Source organism: Planctomycetota bacterium (genome assembly GCA_016872555.1).
Taxonomy (GTDB): domain Bacteria; phylum Planctomycetota; class Planctomycetia; order Pirellulales; family UBA1268; genus F1-20-MAGs016.
Genome location: VGZO01000009.1, coordinates 75,720 through 92,944 on the forward strand (window position 1 = coordinate 75,720; position 17,225 = coordinate 92,944).

At 73.7% G+C, this 17,225-nt stretch carries 11 protein-coding genes; 2 read left to right on the plus strand and 9 right to left on the minus strand.

Going from position 1 to position 17,225, the window contains the following annotated elements:
- Window positions 1-72: 72 nt before the first annotated feature.
- The 3 genes from FJ309_04925 to FJ309_04935 are packed head-to-tail and all read right to left on the minus strand — an operon-like array spanning window position 73 to window position 5,137.
- Window positions 73-372, minus strand: a complete 300-nt coding sequence (locus FJ309_04925) for a nucleotide pyrophosphohydrolase (protein MBM3953945.1) — start codon at window positions 370-372, stop codon at window positions 73-75.
- A gap of 49 nt (window positions 373-421) precedes the next feature.
- The gene (locus tag FJ309_04930) at window positions 422-3,499 is read right to left on the minus strand and encodes an efflux RND transporter permease subunit (GenBank protein MBM3953946.1); all 3,078 of its coding nucleotides are present in this window, start codon (window positions 3,497-3,499) and stop codon (window positions 422-424) included.
- 21 nt (window positions 3,500-3,520) lie between these two features.
- Window positions 3,521-5,137, minus strand: a complete 1,617-nt coding sequence (locus tag FJ309_04935) for an efflux RND transporter periplasmic adaptor subunit (GenBank protein ID MBM3953947.1) — start codon at window positions 5,135-5,137, stop codon at window positions 3,521-3,523.
- Window positions 5,138-5,294: 157 nt separating this feature from the next.
- On the opposite strand from FJ309_04935, the gene FJ309_04940 reads away from it, so the two are divergent.
- A complete protein-coding gene (locus tag FJ309_04940) occupies window positions 5,295-6,839 on the plus strand; it encodes a 2-isopropylmalate synthase (GenBank protein ID MBM3953948.1) in 1,545 nt (514 codons plus the stop codon).
- 196 nt (window positions 6,840-7,035) lie between these two features.
- Here the strand turns inward: FJ309_04940 and FJ309_04945 are convergent, their stop codons facing one another.
- Complete coding sequence (locus FJ309_04945; protein MBM3953949.1) at window positions 7,036-7,383, minus strand: P-II family nitrogen regulator; 348 nt, start codon at window positions 7,381-7,383, stop codon at window positions 7,036-7,038.
- Between the two features lie 379 nt (window positions 7,384-7,762).
- Between FJ309_04945 and FJ309_04950 the strand changes: the two genes are divergently transcribed.
- Window positions 7,763-9,031 (plus strand): deoxyribodipyrimidine photolyase, encoded by a 1,269-nt coding sequence (locus FJ309_04950; GenBank protein ID MBM3953950.1) that lies wholly within the window; start codon window positions 7,763-7,765, stop codon window positions 9,029-9,031.
- Here the strand turns inward: FJ309_04950 and FJ309_04955 are convergent.
- From FJ309_04955 to FJ309_04975, 5 genes are all read right to left on the minus strand, one after another.
- Window positions 8,994-9,620 (minus strand): RNA pseudouridine synthase, encoded by a 627-nt coding sequence (locus FJ309_04955; protein ID MBM3953951.1) that lies wholly within the window; start codon window positions 9,618-9,620, stop codon window positions 8,994-8,996. The genes FJ309_04950 and FJ309_04955 overlap by 38 nt on opposite strands.
- 83 nt (window positions 9,621-9,703) lie before the next feature.
- Window positions 9,704-11,764 carry a PDZ domain-containing protein gene (locus tag FJ309_04960; GenBank protein ID MBM3953952.1) on the minus strand — a complete coding sequence of 687 codons (2,061 nt, stop codon included), beginning with the start codon at window positions 11,762-11,764 and terminating at the stop codon, window positions 9,704-9,706.
- Window positions 11,722-12,765, minus strand: coding sequence for a serine protease (locus tag FJ309_04965; GenBank protein ID MBM3953953.1), 1,044 nt, complete (start codon window positions 12,763-12,765; stop codon window positions 11,722-11,724). Before FJ309_04965 ends, FJ309_04960 begins: the two co-directional genes overlap by 43 nt.
- Window positions 12,762-15,527: a PDZ domain-containing protein gene (locus tag FJ309_04970; GenBank protein MBM3953954.1), complete on the minus strand. Its 2,766-nt coding sequence runs from the start codon at window positions 15,525-15,527 to the stop codon at window positions 12,762-12,764. Before FJ309_04970 ends, FJ309_04965 begins: the two co-directional genes overlap by 4 nt.
- 484 nt (window positions 15,528-16,011) lie before the next feature.
- Entirely contained in the window at window positions 16,012-17,133 is a 1,122-nt protein-coding gene (locus FJ309_04975) for a hypothetical protein (GenBank protein MBM3953955.1), read from the minus strand.
- Window positions 17,134-17,225 lie beyond the last annotated feature (92 nt).

The following is a 17,225-nucleotide window of genomic DNA, read 5'->3' on the forward strand; positions in this document are numbered from 1 at the left end:
GGGAAGAGCGTCTCCCCCGCGCCTCCGCACGCCCGGGCGCCGTCGCGGGCGACCCGGCCCGACGGCTCCCCCTCATGGCTTCTCCGCATCGGGGCAGACACATGCCGGCTGCCCGCACCCCGGACAGCCCGACCCGTACTTGCGCTCGATCGCCGCCTCGAGATCGACGTCGGCGACATTGGCGATCGTCGCCAGCCAGGCGAGCACGTCGGCGAATTCCAGCGCCAACTCCTCCTTGGTGCCCGAGCGCAGCGCTCCGGCCAGCTCGCCGATCTCCTCGGAGAGCCACATGAAGGTCCCCTCGACACCGCGCGCGGCGTCCTTGTCGTGATACATGCGGCGGATCAGTGCCTGGAACTCGCGCAGCGTCATGCAGCCCCCGGTCGGCCGGCAGTTGTACCGCGCGGCGGCCGCGGTCGCCTCATCCCGGAAGCTCGGCCGAGCGCGGCGGGGCGAACCAGGGATAGATCGCCGGGATCACCAGAGCCGTCAGCAGGGTCGAGGTCACGATCCCGCCGATCACGACCGTCGCCAGCGGCCGCTGGATCTCCGCCCCGGCCGAGGTCGCCAGGGCCATCGGCAGGAACCCGAGGCTGGCGACCAGCGCCGTCATCAGGACGGGGCGGATCCGGGCCTCGGCCGTGGCGAGGGCGGCGGCGCGGGGCGTGAGCCCGTCGGCCCGGGCGTGTTCCGCCCCCGCCACCCACACCAGGCCGTTGAGCACGGCCACGCCGAACAGCGCGATGAAGCCGACGCCGGCCGAGATCGAGAACGGCATCCCCCGCAGCGCCAGGGCGACGACACCGCCGCAGGCCGCCACCGGCACGGCGACGAAGATCAGGGCCGCCAGCCGCAGCGATTTGAAGCTCGTGTACAGCAGCAGCGCGATCAGGCCGAGCACCAGCGGCGTGATCAGCGCCAGCCGGCGGCTGGCGGAGAGGAGGAATTCAAAATCACCTCCCCAGCGGATCGTGTACCCCGGGGGCAAGGCGACCCCTTCCGCCACGCGCTGCCGCGCTTCGGCGACGAAGCTGGCGACGTCGCGCCCGCGGACATTGGCCGACACGAACGTCCGCCGCCGAGAATTCTCGTGCTCGATGCTCGGCGGATTCTCCTCGATGCGGACGTCGGCAAGCTCGCCGAGCGGCACCGGGCGCCCCTTGGCCGTCCCCACCGGGATCTGCGGGAGCAGCGTCTCGTCCTCGCGCCAGGCGCGCGGATAGCGGACGACGAGAGGATAGCGCGGCCGTCCCTCGTAGATCACGCCAACGGGGATCCCCCCCAGCGCCGACACGGCCTCCATCACCTCGACGCCGTCGATGGCGTGGCGGGCGAGTTGATCACGGCGCGCGTCGACGCGGAGGGTCGGCACATCGGCCTGCCAGTCGGCACGGACGTCGGCGGCACCCTTGATGCCGCGCAGCAGCCCCTCGATCCGCTGGCCGATGCGGCCGAGGGCAGCGAGGTCGTCGCCGTAGACGAGGACCGCGACGTCCGCCTTGACGCCCGCCACCAGCTCGTCGACACGCATCTCGATCGGCTGGCTGAAACCGAAGGTCGCGCCGGGGACCGCGGCGGGGAGGTCTGCGGCCATCCGCTCGACGAGCGACTCGCGGGTCACGCCCGTCGGCCACGCCCCGTGGGGCCGGAGCATCACCCAGATGTCGGTCTGCTGGACCCCCATGATGTCGTTGGCGATCTCGGGCCGACCGGTCTTGCAGAACACCGTCCGGACCTCGGGGTAGGCGCCGAGGAGCGCTTCGATCCGGGCCGTCATCGGCGCCGCGTCCTCGAGCGTGGCACTGGGGAGCCGGGTCGCCTCGATGAGGATGTCGCCCTCGTCGAGGCGGGGCATGAACTCAGCCCCGAGGCGGAGCGCGACCGGGACCGTGGCCGCCACCAGCAGCGCCGCCGCCACGGTGATCAGCACCGGATACCCGACGGCGAGCCGCGCCAGCGGCTGGTAGCAGCGGTGGAAGACGCGCATCAGCCACGGCTCGCGCTCCTCCTCGCGCCCGAGGACGGTCGCGGCGAGGACCGGCATCAGCGTCAGCGAGATCACCAGCGACCCGGCCAGCGCGAACAGCACCGTGAGGGCCATCGGCCGGAACAGCTTCCCCTCGGTCCCCTGGAGGAACAGGATCGGGAGGTAGACGATGGCGATGATCAACTCGCCGAACATCGTCGGACCGCGGACCTCGACCGCGGCATCGACGACGACTGCAAGCCGCGACGACCCCGGCGGGGCGTGGCCGAGGCGCCGGACGCAGTTCTCCACCATGATCACCGAACTGTCGACGACCAGCCCGAAGTCGATGGCCCCGAGGCTCATCAGGCTCGCCGGGATCCCCGCCGCCCACATGCAGTTGGCGGCGAACAGCATCGACAGCGGGATCGCCAAGGCGACGATCAGCCCGGCGCGGAGATTGCCGAGGAGGACGAGGAGCACGACCACCACCAGCAGCCCCCCCTCGGCGAGGTTGTGGAGGACGGTGTCGAGCGTCCGGGCGATGAGGTCGGAGCGGTCGTAGATCGTCTCCAGCGTGACACCGGCGGGGAGCGTCCGGCCGATCTCGCCGAGCCGTTCCTTGGCCGCGGCGACGACCCGGCGGCCGTTCTCGCCGCGGACCATCATCACCATTCCGGTGACGACCTCGCCGCGCCCGTCGCGACTCGCCGCTCCCTGCCGCGGCAGCGGCGCCACCGTCACCTTGCCGACGTCACGGACCAGCACGGGAACGCCCCCCGGGGGGCTGCGGACGACGACCTGCTCGATGTCGGCGACGCCGCCGAGCAGCGCCTGGCCACGGATGAAGCGCTGCTCGCCATGCTTGACGACATACCCGCCGCCGGTGCTGGCGTTGTTGCGTTCCAGCGCCGCGAGCACCTCGGCCAGCGCGATGCCGTGGGAGGAGATCCGGTCGGGATCGACCTCGACCTCGTACGACTTGGCGAATCCGCCGTGGCTGTTGACATCGGTCACACCCGGCACCTCGCGGAGCGCCGGGGCGATGTCCCACTCGAGGATGCCGCGCAGCTCCATCAGGTCGTGACCGGTTCCCCGGACCTCGAACTGGAGGATCTCGCCGAGCGCCGTGCTCAGGGTGCCGAGCTTCGGCTCGGCCCCGGGAACGGCGATGCCGGCCGCGGCCTCGGGGAGTCGTTCGGCGACGAGCTGGCGGGCGCGGAGGATGTCGGTCCCCTCGCGGAACACGACCGTCACCGCCGAGATCCCCAGACGCGAGACGCTGCGGATCTCCTCGATGCCAGGCAGCCCGCTCACCGCACGTTCCACCGGGTAGGTGATCGAGCGCTCGACCTCCACCGGCGGCAGCGCGCCCGCCTCGGTGACCACCTGGACCTGGATGTTGACCAGGTCGGGGACGGCATCGACCGGGATCCGGGTCGCCGCGAACAGCCCCGCGCAGGCCATCAGCACGAACAGGGCGATGACCAGCGCCCGGTTGGCCAACGACCACTCGATGATGCCGGTCAGCACGCGGCGCCGCTCCCCGATGTGTCAGCCACCGCCGCCCTCGGCACCGGGCGCGGATTCGTCCTCGAGGAGCAGTTCGCTCTTGAGCGTGAACGCCCCGGTGGTCACCACCTCGTCCCCCGCGGCGAGCCCGCGGGTGACCTCGACGTAGCCCCCCTCCTCGATCCCGGTCGTGATCCCGACGCGCCGGTAGCGCGGCCGCCCCTCTTCGTCGCGCCCCGCCGGGACGAACACGAAGGCCTCGCCCTGGTGGCGCATCACCCCGGCCGCCGGAATGGCGAGCACCTCGCGCGGCTCTCCCTGGGGAAGATCGACCCAGACGAACATCCCCGGTTTGTAATGGGCGTCGTCGTTCTCGAGCTCGGCGACGAGGGGCACGCTCCGCGAATCGGCTTCGACCGTCGCGCCGACGTGGCTGACCCGAGCCGTGGTGTCGTGGTCGCCGGCCCCCGGGACCTTGACGCGCACCTCCTGCCCCTCGGCGACCTCGACGGTCGTCCACTGGCGCTCGTGAATCTGCGCCCGGACCCACAGCGTGCCGGTGTCGGCGACGACGAACATCCTGTCCCCCGCCTTGACGCGCTCCCCGCGGGCGACGAACACGTCTTCCACCAGTCCGTCGAACGGCGTGCGCAACACGAGGGTGCTGAGGCCGTTCGTGGCCCCCGTGGCGCCCGTCCCCACCTCTCCTTCCTCCTCGATCGTCACCGTGCCCGACCCCCGACCGCCGACGTCGGTATCGAGCCGGCTGCCGACGAGCGTGCGGAGGTTCTCGCGGGCGATCTGGACGAGGCGGTCGGCCTGGGCCAGCTCGGCCCGGGCCTGGTCGCGCTTCTGCCGGACGGCGAATTGCGCTTCCTCGCAGGCGGCCAGGTAATTGGCGCGGGTGACCTCGAGGTTGCTGGTCCGCTCCTCGACGATCCGCCCCGAGAGCACGCCGCCGGCACCGAGCTGCGCGGTGCTGTCGCTGACCTTCTCGACGAACACGAGGCGTGAATAAGCGCCGAGAATCGCCTCGCGGTAGGCACCGAGCACGCGCCCCTCGAAGGCCGCTTCGACGTCGGCCAGCGATGGCCGCCGTGCCAGGTAGGCCAGCAGGGCATCGACGTTGCCGGCGATCGTCTCGGTCCACTCGGCGGCATGCCGCGCGATCTCCTGGTCGGCCTCGCGGCGGCGGATGTCGTCACGCGCGGTGCCGACGTCGGGGCTGGAGATCTCGGCGAGCGAATCGCCACGCGCGACGCGTTGGCGGACCTGCACGAGCACGCGCGACACGATGCCGTCGACCGGGGCACCGTAATCGAGGCGGTAGCGGGCGTCGTAGTCGAGACGGCCGGGGACGGTGAGGTGGCCGCGGAGCGACCGCAGGCCGACCGCCGCGACCTCGATGCCGGTGGTGGCGGCCGGCAGGACGACGACGTCGCCCGCAGCGACGTCCGTGGCCGGGGCGGCGGCCGGCGCGTCGTGCTCGGGGGGAACCATGTGATGCGTCGCCAGCCACCACCAGGCGAGCCCACAGGCGGCGATCGTGGCGGCGAACGCGGCCTGCCGCCCGAGGGCAGCGCGGTCCGGCCGCCGGCCGCCGTCGGCGGCGGCGTGCGGAGCGACGGCGGCTGGCGGCGACGAGGGGACGGTGGACATCGGCGCGGACGTGACGAAAGGGGCGGGGAACCGACATCCATTCTAGCTTCGGCCGCGTTCGCCCTCCCCCACCACCGGGATCGCGCCGGACTGCGTCGTCGCCGCCGCGGCTGCTACATTGCACGGCTGTCCCGCCCCCCGCAGTGCCGCGGCCGCCATGAGCCAACTCCGTCCCGTCCGCATCTTCGACACGACCCTTCGCGACGGCGAACAGTCGCCCGGCGCGAGCATGAACCTCACGGAGAAACTCGAGATCGCGCAGGCGCTGGTGCAACTCGGTGTCGATATCATCGAGGCAGGCTTCCCGATCGCCTCGCCGGGAGACTTCGAGAGCGTCGCGGCGATCGCCCGCGAGGTCCGTGGCACGACCGTCTGCGGCCTGGCGCGGTGCAACGACGGCGACATCGACCGCGCCTGGGAGGCGCTCCGGGCCGCCGACCGGCCGCGGATCCACGTGTTCCTCGCGACCAGTGCCATCCACCGCGAATTCAAGCTGCGGATGACCGAGGACGAGGTCGTCGCCCGGGCCGTCGCGGGTGTGCGCCGGGCGCGCGGGCTGTGCGCCGACATCGAATTTTCCCCCGAGGATGCGGCGCGGACCGAGATCGACTTCCTGTGCCGTGTCGTCGAGGCGGTGATCGACGCCGGCGCCACCACCGTCAACATCCCCGACACCGTCGGCTATGCGACGCCGACGCAGATGCACGGCGTGATCGCCGCCCTCCGGGCCCGCGTGCCGAACGTCGATCGGGCGGTGATCAGCGTCCACTGCCACGACGACCTCGGCCTCGCGGTGGCCAACAGCCTGGCGGCCGTCGAGGCGGGGGCCGGGCAGGTGGAATGCACGATCAACGGCATCGGCGAGCGGGCGGGCAACTGCTCGCTCGAGGAGGTCGTGATGGCGCTGCGGACGCGTTGCGACACCTACGGCTGCGCCACCGGGATCAACACCCGGAGGCTGGTGCCGACCAGCCGCCTGGTGGCCACGATCACCGGGATCCGCGTCCCGCGCAACAAGGCGATCGTCGGCCGCAACGCCTTCGCGCACGAGGCAGGCATCCACCAGGACGGGATGCTCAAGGAGCGCCGGACCTACGAGATCATGCGGCCGGAGGACGTCGGCCTCGAGAAGACCGACCTCGTCCTCGGCAAGCACAGCGGCCGGGCGGCGCTGGCCGACCGGGCACGGTCGCTCGGCTACCAGCTCAGCCCCGAGCAGCTCCAGACGCTGTTCGATCGATTCAAGGCGCTCGCCGACCGGAAGAAGGAGATCTACGACGGCGACATCGCGGCGCTGTGCGAGTCGCAGTTCGCGGCCCTTCCCGAGCAGTTCAGCTTCGCGGGCTACACGCTCTCCTGCGCCAGTGGCGCGATCCCGACCGTCGAGCTGCGCGTGCTCCACGACGGCGTGGCCGAGGCGGTCACGATCACTGCCGGCGACGGCCCGGTGGACGGCATCTTCCTGGCGATCGAGAAGCTCACGGGGATCGTCACGACCTGCCGCGACTTCCGCGTCCAGGCGGTGACCGTCGGCAAGGACGCCCAGGCCGAGGTGACCGTCGAGCTCGAGCACGGGGGCGAATTGCACCGCGGCCGTGGCGTCTCGACCGATTCGCTCGAGGCTTCGGCGAAGGCGTTTCTCGCGGCCGTCAACCGCATCGCCCTCGGCCCGAGCCCGCGGATCCACCCGCAGCGCGTGTGACGCCGACCGCGTCGCCGCCGACCACGGACGGCCAAGCGGAACGAGGCCAGGGAAGGCTCGTTCCCGACGCTCCCTCACGCCTCCGACCGCACGTTCCCGCCGCCGGACGCGGCGGCCGCCGGCCGTGGCGACCCTTGGCGTCGCCACCGGACGGCCAAGCGGAACGAGGCAAGGGAGGGCTCGTTCCGCGCGAAAACTATATCGCTTCGCCGCCGCGCTCGCCGGTGCGGATCCGGACGCATTCCTCGAGCGGGATGACGAAGATCTTGCCGTCGCCGATCTGCCCCTGCTCGCCGGTGCGCCCCCCCTTGATGATCGCCGCGATCGTCGGTTCCACGAAGGCGTCGTTGACGGCGATCTGCAGTTGGACCTTGCGGAGCAGGTTGACGGCGATCTCGTGGCCCCGGTAGGTCTCGGCATGGCCGCGCTGCCGGCCGAATCCCTGGACATCGAGGACCGTGAGGCGGAAAACCTCGACCTGGGACAACGCTTCCTTGACCGACTCGAGACGATCGGGCTGGATGATCGCGATGATCAGTTTCACGGTGCGGACGCTCAATGCCTCGAGGGGCATGCCCGGAGGGACGGGGTTCCATCCCGCCGGGCATGCCCCGGCCTGGGCGAGCTAGGCGGTTTGCCCACCCAAGCCGTTGGGGCATCCTAATGGATCGCGACGGACCGGCGCCGAAGCCGCGCGGGACACCACCTCATCGATTCAGCAAACGTCGTGCCACGATCGGCGGCCGTCGATCGTTCCGGGCGGACGGTCGCCGGCACGGCCGGGGAATCGGTGTCACACCGAGGGATCATCCCTGGCCCCGACGACGGATCTGGACCGCTCGCGATGCCGCCGCCCACTTTGACGGCAGCCCGTTGCCCGGGAACGATGCACGTCTGACTCCGACACTCGTGGGCTCCCTGACATGCCTTCAGCGCCGATCGATTCGTGGCTCGCGCTGGTTTCCGACGTCGGCCCCGACACCGGCGGGGACGGCACGCGGCGCTTCCGCGGTGGCCGGGGGGCGGCGCTCGAGCGTGTCGAGGCGATCGATCCGCCCCGCTACGCCGCGACGCGCAATCACGTCGACGGCGCGGTGACCTCCCTGTCGCCCTGGATCCGCCACGGGGTCCTCGGGCTGGCGGAGGTTCGCGACGCGGCGCTGGCCCGAGTGACGCGCGCCGACGACGCCCTGGTGCTGGTGCGCGAGCTGGCGTGGCGCGACTACTGGCTGCGGGTCCAGGGTGCCCTCGGCGCGCGGATCGGCAGGGCGATCGAGGCCCCGGCCGCGGTGCCGCGCCGGCAGCCGGCGACGCGGCTTCCCGACGACGTCCGCGACGCCGCCACGGGCCTGGCCTGCATCGACGATTTCTCCCGGCGGCTCCGCGGCGACGGCTGGCTGCACAACCACGAGCGGATGTGGCTGGCGAGCTGGCTGGTGCACGTCCGCGGGATCGACTGGCGGGCGGGAGCCGACTGGTTCCTGTCCCACCTCCTCGACGGCGATCCCGCCTCCAATCACCTCTCGTGGCAGTGGGTGGCGGGCACGTTCGCCGCCAAACCCTACATCTTCAATCGGGAAAACCTCGAGTCGTTCACCGCCGGTCGCCATTGCCGCGGCTGCGCGGTGGCCGGCGCCTGCGACCTCGAGGGAAGCTACGAAGACCTCGCCGGCCGGCTGTTCGACGGCGCGCCGGCTCAGCGCCCGGCGCTGCGGATCCCTCCCGGCGGGCCGTGGCGCCCCGCGCTGCCGACGGCCCCGCGGCGACCGCTGGTATGGGTCACGCTCGATGCCGCGGCGGAGACGGCGCCGGCGCCGCGACGCTACCCCGACTCGCCGCGGCTGTTCATCATCGATCCGGAGTGGCTCGCCGCCGAGCGGCCGTCGCCGGCGCGGCTGCGGTTCCTCTTCGAATGCCTCGCCGACATCGGGTCGATCGACGTCGTGCGCGGTGATCCGACCGTCGAGGTGCCCCGGCACGCCCGTGCCCACGGCTGCGACGGCGTCGCCCTCACCGACACCCCCTGCCCGCGGCTGCGCCGCCAAGCCGGGGCGATCGCCGCGGTGCTCCCGGTCGAGGTGGTCGACCGGCCACAGCTCGTCGACGCCGCGGGCGTACGCGACCTGGGGCGGTTTTCACGCTACTGGCAGCAGGTCAGCGCCTCGGCGTTGCGGCCGACGGCGCGGGGGTGAGCGTGTCGGCCGCGTGCCACGGCGCGCCGTCTGGGGGAAAGCACGCCGGCAGGAGCAACGTGTGCGTCGTGCCGTCGACAGGATGGGGAAAGCTGATCCGCGCCGCGTGGAGGAGAAGGCGGCCGACGGGCCGGCCGCGGCCGTAGAGCGGATCTCCGACGATCGGAACGCCGAGCCAGGCGAGATGGCAACGGAGCTGGTGCGAGCGCCCGGTGAGCGGCTCGAGCAGGAGCAGCGTCTGCTCCGCTGACGTGGCCAGCGAGCGCCAGCGCGTCGTCGACGGCCGTCCGGCGACCGGGTCGCAGCGCTGCCGTGGCGGGCGGTCGGGATCGGGACCGAGCGGCAGGTGGAGCGTGCCAGCTGGCGTCGGCGGACGGCCGTCGACCACGGCGACGTACTCCTTGCGAACCGTCCGTTCGGCAAACGCCGCGCCGAGCCGGCGGCGGGCCGCCGCCGTCCGCGCCAGGAGAAGGATGCCGGAGGTTTCGCGGTCGAGGCGGTGGACGGCCTCCAGCGGGCCCCAGGCCGGGGCCAGGACGGTGGCGGCGGCGGGGGGGTCGTAGGGGTTGCGCGCCGGCACGCTCGGCATCCCCGCCGGCTTGTCGATTGCCAGCAGGTGGCCGTCGGCCCAGAGGATCCGCGGGAGATCGTCCCGCTCGTCCCCGTCGCCGCTCACAGGACGCCCAGTGCCTCGACCCACGCACAGAGATTCTCGGCGGGGGCGTCACCGCCGTCGCCACCGGGCAGCGTTCCGACGGGGTAGCCGGCGGCGGTGAGCCGTTCGCGGTCGGCGTCGCGAAGGTGGGGTTCGGTCGCACTGCCGCCGAACAGGACGACGCGGCTGCGCCCCGGCTCGGCCGGCTCGATGGTCGCCTGCCGTGGCAGCGACGCGCCGACGAGGGCCACGCCGCGCACCGCCGGCCCGAGCCGCTCCGCCACGAGCCAGGCGAACTGCCCTCCGGCTCCGTTCCCGGCCACGGCCACCCGGCTGGGGTCGATCGCGCGCCGGCTCCGCAGGCTGTCGAGGGCCCGGGCGACGGCGCCGATGTCGGCCCGGCCCCAGCGCTGCGGGTCCGACGATCCGGGCACGAGCACGGCGACGCGGTGCCGCGCGGCCGCCGTCCGCCACGTTCGCAACGCCCCTTCGGCGTCGACGGCACCGCGCGGTGGATCGAACCAGACCAGCGCCCCGAGCGGTTCGGTGGCCGCGCCGTCGGGTACGACGGCGAGGACGGGTTCGGGCAGCTCCGGCGCCTCGAGGCGGACGACGCGCACGGCGGCCGGATCGGCCTCCGTCACCGGGACGTCCGCGGGCACGCCGGCCTGGGCGACGGTCGTCACGACCGTGACTTCGACCGGCGCGGCGTCGCGCTTCAGTTCGAGGATCACGCTGCTCCCTGGCTCGAGCCCGCCGACGAAGCCGGCCAACTGCGCGGGCGCCGCGAGGGCCAGCCGCTCGCCGGCACGCTCGGCCTCGACGGGACGGACCGCCACGACGACGTCGCCGGGAAGCACACCGGCCGCGGCCGCCGGCCCGTCGGGCCATACCCAGCCGACGCGAATCCCGGTGGCCGCCGGTTCCGCGGCACCGTCGGCCGCAGCCGTCGGCACTTCGCGGGTGGGCACGATCCCGAGGACGGTGCGGCGCCACGGGGGCAAGCGCGCCACCAGCTCGACGCTGGCGGCGATCCTCTCGGTCGCCGTGTCGCCCGTGCCGCGCTCCAGTTCCAGTTCCAGCCGATCGCCGGCGTAGAGCGGAGCGACCACGTGGCGGAGGTCGGCCACGCGCGTCACCGCCCGGCCGTTGGCTGACACGATCCGGTCGCCGGCGCGGATCCCCGCCTTCGCGGCCGGGGAGCCGGCACGGCACACGGCGACGCGTGCCGGCCCGTTGACGGCGTCGCGCGACGCGTAGCCGATGCCGATGATCCCGGGACGGAGCGTCTCCCCCGCCTGGAGCCGCGGCAGGACGCGGACGAGATCCTCGTAGGGAACGGCGAACCCGATCCCGGCGTCGTACAGCTCGGTGCCCGAGCTCATCCCGGCGGTGTCGGCCGGCAGCGGGGCGAGGATCCCGATCATCCGGCCGCGGATGTCGACCAGTGCCCCGCCGTAGTTGGCGGGCGACACCGAGGCGTCGGTCTGCACGCTGCGCCCCCAGGAGCGATCGAGCGCCGAGAGGATGCCGACTGCGACCCCCGGCGTCGCGCTGTCCCAGCCGCGCCCCAGCGCGATCGTCCACTGCCCGACCGCCAGGTCGGCGCGGCGCACCCACTCCGTCGGCGGCGCACAGCCCGCGGGGAGGGCTTCGACGCGGAGCAGGACGAGCGACCGTGCCTCGTCACGGCCGACGACCCGGCCGACCGCGCGGCTGCCGTCGGGGAAGCGGACGACCGTCTCGGCGACGTCGTCCGGAACGGCGAAGGCGGTGGTCACGATCCAGCCTTCGGCACCGACGACGACGCCAGTCGAGAAGCTCGTCGCCGGTGCCGCCTCGGCGCCGGCGCCGACCGCGGCCGTCGCGACCCCCGGCTCGATGCGCACGACCGCCGGCGCGACCGTGGCTGCAGCAGCCCGGAACGCCTCCTCCTCCGCCAGCGCCAGGCTGCCGGCGTTGGCCGGATCCTGTGCCGTCGCCGACCGCACGACGGTCGCCAGCAGCAGCGCCAACGACGCGAGCCAGTGTCCCTTCACGGCGCCTCCCCCGCGGCCGGGCGCGGCCCCAGGTCGCATTCCACGATTGCCCCGCCGCGGACCACGGTGAGCCGCACCGGATCGCCGGTGGCGAGGGCGCCGAGCGCCTCCTCGACCGCCCGGCGCGACGGCACCGTGCGCCCGTTGACGGCGACCAGCAGGTCGTCGGCGCGGAGCCCGGCGGCGGCCGCGGCCGAACCGGCACGCGTGGCCTCGAGGAACGGCGGCGTGCGGTCGAGGAGATCGGGCACGAGCAGCACCCCGAGGAGTGACGGGTCGAAGCGTGTTCCGCCGCCGGCCACCGGAGCACTGGCGCGGCCGGCGACGATGTCGTCGTAGGCCTTGGCGACCTCGTCGATCGGCAGGGCGTAGTTGAGCCACACGCCGCTGGCACTGGCGCGGAGCTCCTTGCCGAGGACGCCGACCAGGCGGCCGCGGAAATCGATCAAGGCCCCGCCGGGAGAGCCGGGGTTGTTGGTCGTGCAGTCGAGCAGGTAGACGGTGCCGCGGTACGGGGCCTCGTAGCTTCCGCGCCGCGCCTCGAGGGGCACGACCGCCGAGACCACGCCGTGCTGTGCGCTGACGCGCTCGTCTCCGACCGCGACGCCGAACAGGTTGGAGAGCGCGAGCACGCGCGTGCCGGGGGCGACACGGGGCAGATCGGCCACCAGCGGCAGGGCGGGCAGGTCCTCCCCCTCGATCGCCAGGACAGCCAGCTCGCGGGCCGGGTCGGCCCCCACGAGCCGGGCCGGGTAACGCCGACCGTCGTCGAGAACACAGTCGATCGTGTCGGAGTCGAGGACCGTGCTGAGGACGGTGACGACGTGGCCCGCCGGGGTGACGAGGATCCCGGTCTGGTACGCCTCGAGGCCGCGCACGCCGCCGGCACCGTAGACCTTGACGACGCCCCGTGCCGCACCGGCGATGGTTTCCCCAGGCGTCGCCGCGCGCGACACCGGACCGGCCAGCGCCAGCGTGAGGGCAAGCGCCAGAAGCGCCCCCGCTCCCCCTGCCGGGCGTCCCTGGATGGTGTCGCTCATCGCTCCGCTCCCGCGCCGTCTCCGGCGGTCGCCGCCGGGCCGGTCGAGTCGGCGTTCTCGGTGGCCGGCTCGACCACCACCTCGTCGATCGTGAACGTGCCGAACGCGGCATCGGCATGGCGGACGGTGAAGCTCCGCGGCAGGCCGACCGCATCGCCCACGCCCCCGTCCGCGGCGTAGGCAAACCGCACTTCGCACGGCTCGGCATCGGGGGCGGTCCACAGGTCGATGCCGGTCACGGCACCGTCGGCGGCGACGATGAATCGGGCCTCGACCCCCCCGACCGCCGCATCGAGGACGTCGTCGTAGACCGGGATCGCCGTGCCCGCCGGCTCCGCGCCAGCCGCCGTCGCGGCCGGCACCGTGCCGAGGTAGGTGGTGCGCCCGAGCGACCGGGGGCCGTCGAGGATCAGACGCCGCCACAGCACCAGTGCCGCCAGCAGCCCGCCGCTCCCCGGCGGTGCGGGATTGGCGTCGAGCTCACCGGCGGCGTCGATCGCGCTCGTTCCCGTCGGCAGATCGATGCTCGCCCGTGCCGGCGCCAGCTCGATCCGGAATGCCTCCTTGTCGGTCAGGCGGCCGACGACGCGCCACGTCCCGGCCGGCCGCTCGACCGGGTGGCGGGCGGCGATCGCCGCCGCGACACGGTCCCGTTCGACGAGGTTGAAGTGGAAGTTGGCGAATCCCGGCCGGGCCTCGTGGAGCCCGCGGAGCGCGTCGGGGAGCGGGGGCGGTTCGCGGGCGGCGGGAGCGGCCGGTGCCTCATCGGGTGGCGGCTCGTCGCCCGGGGCCTGCGGCCGCCGCGAGCCGGGCGTCCGCCGGCGCTGCCGCGGGCCCCCCTCGCCGGAGACGATCGCCTCGAGTTCCGCCGGGGCGTGCACGGCCGCGAGCCGGACGAGGATCTCGTGGCGTTGCCCCCCGCGCCGGTAGACCAGCGGCACGCGCCACCCGGACGGCAGCGTCCCGAGGACGTTCTTGAAGGCGTTGACGGTGCGCACCGGTCGGCCGGCCAGGGCCACGACCTCGTCGTCGTAGCGCAGCCCACGCCGGTAGGCGTCGGAGCTCTCGAGGATGTCGGAGACGACCACGCGCCCGTCGGACGCGGTGGCGACCGTCGCCCCGAGGGTCGCATGGTCGACGATCCGCCCCCCCTTGAGGGCGCCGAGGAAGTGCCGCGCCTGGTTCGACGAGATGGCGTAGCCGACCCCGACGTTGACGCGCCCGCGCTTCTCGAACGACGCCCGGCCGTTGATCCCGATCACCGCCCCCCGGGCGTCGAACAGCGCCCCGCCCGAGTTGCCGGGGTTGATCGCGGCGTCGACCTGGATGCAGTCGGCGTACTCGAGGATCGTGCCAGCCGGGCCCTGGTAGCGGTGGACGCCGGAGACGATCCCCGCGCTCACCGACGGCTGGAAGTCGGTCGCCAGGAGGAACGGATTCCCGGCTGCGAAGCAGGGGTCACCGACGGCGACGGTGTCGCTGTCGGCCAGTTCGGCCCAGGGGAAATCGTCGCGGCCGACGAGCTTGACCAGCGCCAGGTCGCCGGTGGGGTCGAGACCGACGAGGACGGCGTCGTACAGCCGTCCATCGGAGAGCCCGCACTTCATCGCCACGCCGGCGGGCTGGACGACGTGGAAATTGGTGAGCGCGTAGCCGTCGGGGCTGACGAGCACGCCCGAACCGCCCCCCGCATCGCCGGCGAAGATCGCCACCGCCGCACCGCTGGCCCGGGCCATGACCGCGACGCGGTCGCGTTCCGCGGCGAGCACCGAGTCGGGGGGCGCCGTGCCGGCTTCGGCGCCCGCCGCCGGACGGCTGGCCGTCGCCGTCGCCACGACGACGGCCACAAGGGCCGGCCAGGGCACCGCCCGCGCCGAGCGCCAGTCGCACCGTCTCCGTGAGGCTGTCGCTGGTTGCATGGTCCCTCTCGGCACGGTGCGGCGGTCGGCTACCTGTCGATGACGGCGGACTCGAGCCGCAACGGGAATCCCTGATCGGCGGGCGACGTGAATTCGACGAGGATCACCATCCGGCGAGCGCCGGTGAGATCGACGTCGATCGGCAGCGCGGCGGTGGCCGAGTCGGCGGCGGAGACCACGCCCCGAAACACTTCGCGATCGTCGGTCCGGACGACGACCGCGACGCCGCCCTGGACGGCGCGGGCGATCGCCGGCACGGCGGTCGCCCGGAAGCGCCGTCCCCCGGTGGGGATGCGGTACTCCAGTTCGCTCCGCGGTCGCACCAACAGCGCCCCGTCGGCCAGCGCCCGCGGGGCGAAGAACGGCCCCAGCCCCTCGAGAGCCGCGAGGTTTCCGAAAAACGGCTCGACCGCGACGCGGTCCGGTGTCAGCGTCGCCACGTCGACGGTCCGGCCGACGGCATAGTCGACGGCGACCAGATCCTCCTCCGGCACGGTCAGGCTGCCGTCGACGACGAGGCCGTCGGCAGACCAGTCCGCGCGGCGCGCCAGCAGCCGGCCGCCGCGCACGACCACGGCGATGGCGCCGGCGGGTGGCCCGGCCGCCTCGGGTGCCGGGCGGAACAGCGCCAGCCCGATCACCTTGGCGCGCTTGACGGGGATCGTCTCCCCGTCGACGACCACGGTGACCGCCTCCGCCGACACCGTCTGGATCGCACAGGGCACGAACGTCGGTTCGCCCGAGCCGGACACGACGAGAAGATCGCCATCGGCGTCTTCGGGGAGATCGGCCTGCCACGACGGCGGCTCGGGCGGATCGGCCGCCGGCGCGGCGGCGTCCCATGCCACCCGCAGCACCCGGTCGGCGGGCAGCTGCCACTCGCGCCCCCCGCGGACCAGCGCCGCGACCACCCGATCTCCCGCCCGGTCCTTGTCGGCACGCCACGCGAAGTCGTCGCCGCGGATCCAGCCGCCGTCGGTGAACCACACACGGGCGCTGCCGGCTGGAGCGGCGGCGGTGGCGCCGTCGTCGCGGACGATGTCGAGACGGCGAACGCCCGCGACCGGGAGGCGCCGCTCGGTGCCGTCGTCGATCACCACCTCGGTCGCGGTCAGCGCCCGGAGGCGGCCGCCGGCGCGTTCACCGCCGACGAGCGTCAGCGCGACCCGGGGCTCGGCCGCGGCGCCCGACAGGGGCACACAGACCGCGGCGAGAAGCGCCAGCGTCGGCCAGAGCCCGGGGCGCGGCGCCACTGCGCCGCCACCACTGCGAGGAAGTGCCGCATGCATGTCGCTGGATCCCTGGCCCCACCGGGCGCGCCGGACGGCTACCGTGACGGCGGCTGTTCCTCGCCCGCCGCGAGCCGCTTGAAATACTGCTCGATCGCCTCACGGTAGTGGGCCGGGTACTCACGGCCGATCTGCTGCAGCGCCTCTTCACGCTTGTGCGGCGGCAGTTGCCCCCAGCCCTCGCCCGCTTCGAGGTCTTTCCGTGTCACCTCGCCGGGCCCCTTGCCGCCGGCCGGGCGGCTGTCGTCCATCGGTTGGCCCCCCTGCCCCGATCCCGACCCCGACCCCGCGCCCCCGCCGCCACCTGACTGCGACTGCTGCTCCTGCTCGAGCCGCGCGATCAATTTGTCGAGCGACTCGATGACACCGTCCTGGACGGCCCGCGTCCGGGCGCCGGCGCGGCCGAGACCGAGCCGCCGGGTCACGTCGCGCATCCGCCGCGCGATGTGATCGAGCGACTCGTCCTCGAGCCCTGCCATGTCGGCGCGGAGCAGCCGGGCGACCCGTTCGTAGCGCAGCGGGATCTCACCCGCCCGCTCGAGGAGCCGGTCGAGCGTGGTGATCGCGACCTGGGAGTCGAGCAGCCAGTGCTGGCAGGCAGCGCTGTGGAACAGAACGGCCGCGGGGTCGACCGCGGCGACGGGATCGACCGACGCCAGCACCGGCAGGGCTTCGTCGAACCGGTCGCGGCGCACCAACTCGCGACCGATCCAGGCCCGCAGCGTGTCGCGCTCGAAGGGGGCGACGGACGACTCGCCGAGCCAGGCCAGATCGGCCAGCCCGCGTCGGTCGTCGACCGACGCGGCCGCCACCGCCGCCCGCGGATCGACGGCACCGGTCGCCGCCATCGCCGCGTCGAGGAGGTCGGTGGCCGGAAACGATGCGGTCCACGCCTCCGCGCCGCGGGCCCGTGCCGCGGGATCGGCGATCGAGCCCAGCCAGGCCGCCACCAATTCGTCGGCCCGCTGCCGGGTCGCCGCCGGCCAACTCGGCTGGCGACGGACTTCCTGGGTGTCGTCGGCGGCCGCTCCCCCGGGGGCGACCGGCCCGGCGGCGCCAGCCGGGACCGTGGCCAGCCCGGCGACCAGCGCCACCAACCAGCGGCGTGCGCCGGCCGCGGCGTGGGCCGCCGTCCCGGCCGATTGCAACGATGCTCTCATCGCACGATTCCTCGGAGCCGGAAGATGGCGACGCGTCACCGGACCTGAGTCAATCATACCGTCGTCACCCCGCGCCGGCCCACGCATCCTCC

Excerpts from the sequence above, each read along its gene's own strand:
- FJ309_04925 (MBM3953945.1), bottom strand. The coding sequence starts at position 372 with ATGACGCTGCGCGAGTTCCAGGCACTGATCCGCCGCATGTATCACGAC.
- FJ309_04935 (MBM3953947.1), bottom strand. The coding sequence starts at position 5,137 with ATGTCCACCGTCCCCTCGTCGCCGCCAGCCGCCGTCGCTCCGCACGCC.
- FJ309_04940 (MBM3953948.1), top strand. The coding sequence starts at position 5,295 with ATGAGCCAACTCCGTCCCGTCCGCATCTTCGACACGACCCTTCGCGAC.
- FJ309_04950 (MBM3953950.1), top strand. The coding sequence starts at position 7,763 with ATGCCTTCAGCGCCGATCGATTCGTGGCTCGCGCTGGTTTCCGACGTC.
- FJ309_04955 (MBM3953951.1), bottom strand. The coding sequence starts at position 9,620 with ATGCCGAGCGTGCCGGCGCGCAACCCCTACGACCCCCCCGCCGCCGCC.
- FJ309_04960 (MBM3953952.1), bottom strand. The coding sequence starts at position 11,764 with ATGCGACCTGGGGCCGCGCCCGGCCGCGGGGGAGGCGCCGTGAAGGGA.
- FJ309_04965 (MBM3953953.1), bottom strand. The coding sequence starts at position 12,765 with ATGAGCGACACCATCCAGGGACGCCCGGCAGGGGGAGCGGGGGCGCTT.
- FJ309_04970 (MBM3953954.1), bottom strand. The coding sequence starts at position 15,527 with ATGGGACGCCGCCGCGCCGGCGGCCGATCCGCCCGAGCCGCCGTCGTG.
- FJ309_04975 (MBM3953955.1), bottom strand. The coding sequence starts at position 17,133 with ATGAGAGCATCGTTGCAATCGGCCGGGACGGCGGCCCACGCCGCGGCC.